A 3,342-nucleotide genomic window follows, 5' to 3' on the forward strand; every position below is an offset into this window, starting at 1 on the left:
AGCTGATGGCAAGGCGCTTGGCACGCTCATAAACTTCTCGGACGGGCTCTAAGGCTCCCACGACCTCGCCGAAGATAAAGTCGTGGTTGGGCATCATTCGTTGAAGAATCTGTCCCTCGGGGCCGAGGGTCGCGGCGATCCTCGCCGCGCCACCGAGCACACGGTCGGTGCCAAATCGCGCGGCGAGTAGGTCGAGGTGGCGCATGCCGTTCAGCAGGGGGAGGATGGTCGTATCGGGGCCGACCGCGGGTGCCATGTCGTCCATCGAGGTGTCAAGCGAGTATGCCTTCACAGCCAGCAGGATCAGGTCGTAGGGCCCGTCGAGGTCACCGGCCATTACGGCGCGCGGCCTGAGGTCAGCGTCGCCATGCTGGCTCTCGACGCGCAGTCCGTGCCGCGCGATCTGCTCGGCGCGGGCGGCGCGGACGAGGAAGGTCACGTCGCGGCCCCCTTCCAGTAGGCGCCCGCCGTAGTAGCCGCCAAGCGCCCCGGCGCCGACAACCAAAATGCGCATGATCCCGTCCTTTCTCCGGCTGGTGGAAAGTGCGTCTGCGCTCCGCATTATGGACTATCGTGGGGCGCTCCCAGTAATGGATATTTACAGGGTATCGAGCATGTATAGATATTCTCGTGCCCACAACGTCCGCGTGTGCCGTTTCGAATGCAGTTCCCGCGTGCTTTGTTGGTGAGCAGGACACTAAAGTTTCGCTACGGAGGAGTAGCGTCAACAAGGCCGACGCCTTGTCATGGTGATCTGCACATAGCGCAACCTCCCCTGGTTGGCCGTCAATGCACCGCGGAGGCAGCTATGTCGGAACGAACGCATGTGCCAACACCACGCCCGATCGACAATGCCAAGCTACAGCAGTTCATCGGCAAAACATTGGGTGACCTCGGAGGCGCAGCGAGTGCGCCGATGGTCCGAATGGGCGGTGCCCTAGGTCTCTATCGAATTTTGCATAGTCCGTAGTCCGATACCTGCACCGAACTCGTACAGCAAGCGAAGGTCCACCAGTGCTGCCTGTTAACATGATCCTCGAGGCTCGGCTTTAGCCTCAGAAAAACTTTGAAAGTGGTTGGCGTAGGTCACTGTGCCCAGGTGCCGTCGCAGCGGAACTCACAATACTAGGGAGAGAAGCGTAATGCGCGTCCACAACATCTATGCCGACGAGCAAGGTGAGAGCCACTTCCGCGACATTGAGGTCGAGTGGGCCGAGGAGGGGCCGGACGGAACGACCTCCAAGCGCTTCCCCGCCGTGGGGATCATCTTCCGCAAAACACCCGGTGACTGGCACTTCGACTGGCACACAGCAACGCGACGCCAGTACGTGATCAACCTTGACGGGTCACACAAGATCACAGCCAGCGACGGAGAAACCCGCACCATTGGCCAGGGTGAGGTGATCCTGATTGAGGACATGCACGGCAAGGGCCACCTCTCCGAGGCGCTGGGTAAGCTCCGGCACTCGATCCTGATCCCGGTGGACTGACGACGTGGACAGCGCGCTTGAGGATGCTCGGCGATTCACATCACACGCCTACTGCCCGAATGAAAGGACAACCTGATGCTGAGAAGAAGCATAGGCGCAGTCACGATCGCAGCGCTGGTCGGAGTGGCCGCGCCATCGCAGGCCCAGACGGCGCGAGACCTCGTGGGTTCGTGGACCCCCATCTCCATCACCTCCGCGGCCCCGGGCCGCGATGCGGCCGCGCTTGGCGATCCACCGAGCGGCACCATGATGTTCGGCAGCGACGGGCGTTTCGCTCTGATCTTCCTGCGCGGTGACTTGCCGAAATTCGCTTCCAACAGCCGCGCGTCAGGCACCCCGGAGGAGAACCGGGCTGTCGTGCAGGGAAGCATCGCCCTCTTTGGTACCTACGCGGTGGAGGACGCTGGCAAGACCCTGATCCTGCGTATCGAGAACGGGACATTTCCCAACTGGGCGGGCGCTGAGCAGCGCCGTGAAATGAGGCTCGTTGGAGACCAGTTGGTCTACTCGACATCCGGCTCTGGCGGAGTTGCCGCAACGGTGACGCTGAGACGGGCTACGTAGGAGGACTCTATCGTGCTCACGCTCCACTACGCCCCGGGCTCATCCTCGATGGCGTCACACCTCGCGCTTGAGGAGGCGGGTGCGGTGTACGAGGCGGAGCTCGTCGGTGAGGAAGCGAGTGAGCACCGTACCGAGACGTATCTGCGGCTCAATTTGCCTGGGAAGGTGCCCGCCTTGCGGCAAGTGGGAGACAATTGGGATGACGGAGTTTGACGCGGGCAAAACCTACCTACTGGTACACGGCTCGTGGGTGGGAGGGTGGTTCTGGGCGCCCGTGGCCGAGCGGCTGCGCGGCATGGGCCACCGCGTCTTCGCCCCGACCTTGACCGGCCTAGGGGAGCGCCGCCATCTCCTCTCACTCGATGTCACGCTGGACACCTTAGTGGATGACGTTGTGCACGTTATTGAGGCTGAGGAACTGCAAGATATCATCCTGATTGGGCATAGCTTCGGGGGTATCCCGATCACAGGTGTTGCTGACCGCCTGCCTGGACGCATCCGGCACCTCGTTTATCTCGACGCCAATATTCCCGAGAGCGGCAGGAGCTTCCTCGACGCACTTCCGCCCGAGGTTGCAGAGACACGGCGGCAGGCGGCGCGGGCGGCAGGCGGCAGGGTGCCTGCGCTTCCTCCGCCGCTCGCAGCAATTGGCGCACTTGGGGTTTCCGAGGGCTCGGTGGCCGACTGGCTGAGGCGACGCATGACGCCAATGCCGCTCGCCTATTACGAGACGCCACTGACGCTGAACCACCCCGTTGGCAACGGACGACCCTGTACCTTCGTATCCTTTACCAATCCGGCGTCTCCTCCACAAGAATCCAGTCGTCAATGGGCGCGCGGCCGAGCAGGCTGGGGCTGGATGGAGTTGGCCGTCGGCCATGCGGCACCGGTCACGGCACCGGATGAGGTGGCACGGCTCCTCGCGGGGATCAGCTAGTCCGGGTAGAGCGCATGGCCTACCTGATCAAGGTGCAGGAGACACGGCGGCATTGTCACATTGTTTGATGACCGGGTGCGCTTGAGCGCAAGACGGAGCTTGCGTGATCTCACGCTGCCATCTGGGCACACGTCTCCTGCTGCCAGATCCGGAAGGCCTTGCGACGCGAACGGCGATACTGTTCGGCGGCCATCAGGTGCCGACGTGGATGGAAGTGGCCATAGATCATCGCGTGCGCCGAGAGGAACCGCTGTGCCTGTTCAGGTGACTTGAACCGCTGCATCTGACGTTCTCGACGTAAGCGGCGTCTACGGACCCTTGCCGCCCTCAGCTGAGGCTGGGGGTGTCTTC

At 62.6% G+C, this 3,342-nt stretch carries 5 protein-coding genes and 1 pseudogene; 4 read left to right on the top strand and 2 right to left on the bottom strand.

Annotation, left to right across the window (positions count from 1 at the left end; all coding sequences use genetic code 11):
- Positions 1 to 514 (bottom strand): 2-dehydropantoate 2-reductase N-terminal domain-containing protein (locus AC5JJ1_RS14540; RefSeq protein WP_495785821.1); only part of this gene is annotated, 514 nt, incomplete at its 3' end.
- Positions 515 to 1,142: 628 nt separating this feature from the next.
- On the opposite strand from AC5JJ1_RS14540, the gene AC5JJ1_RS14545 reads away from it, so the two are divergent.
- From AC5JJ1_RS14545 to AC5JJ1_RS14560, 4 genes are all read left to right on the top strand, one after another.
- A complete protein-coding gene (locus tag AC5JJ1_RS14545; RefSeq protein ID WP_495785822.1) occupies positions 1,143 to 1,490 on the top strand; it encodes a cupin domain-containing protein in 348 nt (115 codons plus the stop codon).
- 75 nt (positions 1,491 to 1,565) lie between these two features.
- A complete protein-coding gene (locus AC5JJ1_RS14550) occupies positions 1,566 to 2,054 on the top strand; it encodes a lipocalin-like domain-containing protein (protein WP_495785823.1) in 489 nt (162 codons plus the stop codon).
- Positions 2,055 to 2,066: 12 nt separating this feature from the next.
- Positions 2,067 to 2,267: a thioredoxin domain-containing protein gene (locus AC5JJ1_RS14555; RefSeq protein ID WP_495785824.1), complete on the top strand. Its 201-nt coding sequence runs from the start codon at positions 2,067 to 2,069 to the stop codon at positions 2,265 to 2,267.
- Positions 2,254 to 2,991 carry an alpha/beta fold hydrolase gene (locus AC5JJ1_RS14560; protein ID WP_495785825.1) on the top strand — a complete coding sequence of 246 codons (738 nt, stop codon included), beginning with the start codon at positions 2,254 to 2,256 and terminating at the stop codon, positions 2,989 to 2,991. Before AC5JJ1_RS14555 ends, AC5JJ1_RS14560 begins: the two co-directional genes overlap by 14 nt.
- A gap of 109 nt (positions 2,992 to 3,100) precedes the next feature.
- Here the strand turns inward: AC5JJ1_RS14560 and AC5JJ1_RS14565 are convergent.
- A pseudogene (locus tag AC5JJ1_RS14565) lies at positions 3,101 to 3,342 on the bottom strand (IS6 family transposase); the annotation flags it as partial.

This window comes from Belnapia sp. (assembly GCF_059504005.1).